Here is an 884-nt window from a genome sequence, read left to right as displayed (position 1 = left end):
CTTCGCACTATCTGTACCTGCTGAAGACGTATTACCATATTGATCACTTAAGGTCGCACTTACACTGATCGTGTTACCTTCTCCTGGACTTGCGAAGGCTGTCGTTACAAACCCCGCCGTTATTTGTGCAGCGGTTAAAACAATGCTTTGGGGTGTAGTGCCATCAGTTATTGTAATGGTATCACCTACCAAGGCTCCCGCTGGTACACTCACCTTCACATCAACATCACCAGATAATTCAGTTTTATTGATTAGACCATCATCATTGATATCTTCAGTAATCGTCACTGTTGGAGCTAAAAGGTCATTATCTATAATGGTTGCAGCACCAGACACACCACCTACATTCAAAGTAAAGGTTTCACTACCTTCATTGATGCCGTCATCTGTCGTTGATACTGTCGCTGCAAACTCAGTAACGCCTGCTGGCACAGTAATCTTTCCTGTGCTGGAATTGTAAGTAACTCCATTACTAAACGTCACATGTGATAGATCTGTATCGTAGTCATTGCTGCCCGCAGTGCCGTTCGTCAAGCTGAATTCGTACGTTTGCGCCGTGCTGCTCGCGTTGCTTAGGCTCACGGTGAACACCGCGTCTTCACCTTCAATCACAGCGTTACCATCGGTATTTACCGCCGAGCTCACACCGCTAACCGTCGGTACACCATCACCATCAATAATCGTAGTCGTTGCGCTATCTGCAGCAACAACTCCGGTCACACCTTCTACACTGATAGTAAATTTCTCGTTACCTTCATAAACAGAATCATTAATAGTAGGAACATTTAAAGTAACTTTCGTGACGCCAGCAGGAACCGTAAGAGAACCATCAGAACCAATCGCCAATGATTGAGTTTGACCGTTTTCATCCACATAACTCGCGG

The 884-nt window shown here is 45.4% G+C and carries 1 protein-coding gene; it reads right to left on the bottom strand.

The features are described from left to right. Positions 1-884 (bottom strand): Calx-beta domain-containing protein (locus TY87_RS22395; RefSeq protein ID WP_198432176.1); only part of this gene is annotated, 884 nt, incomplete at both ends.

This window comes from Marinomonas sp. BSi20584 (genome assembly GCF_002792415.1).
GTDB lineage: Bacteria > Pseudomonadota > Gammaproteobacteria > Pseudomonadales > Marinomonadaceae > Marinomonas > Marinomonas polaris.
The sequence above is the reverse complement of the archived record's forward strand: the minus strand, read 5'-3'. Positions and strand labels throughout refer to the sequence as shown.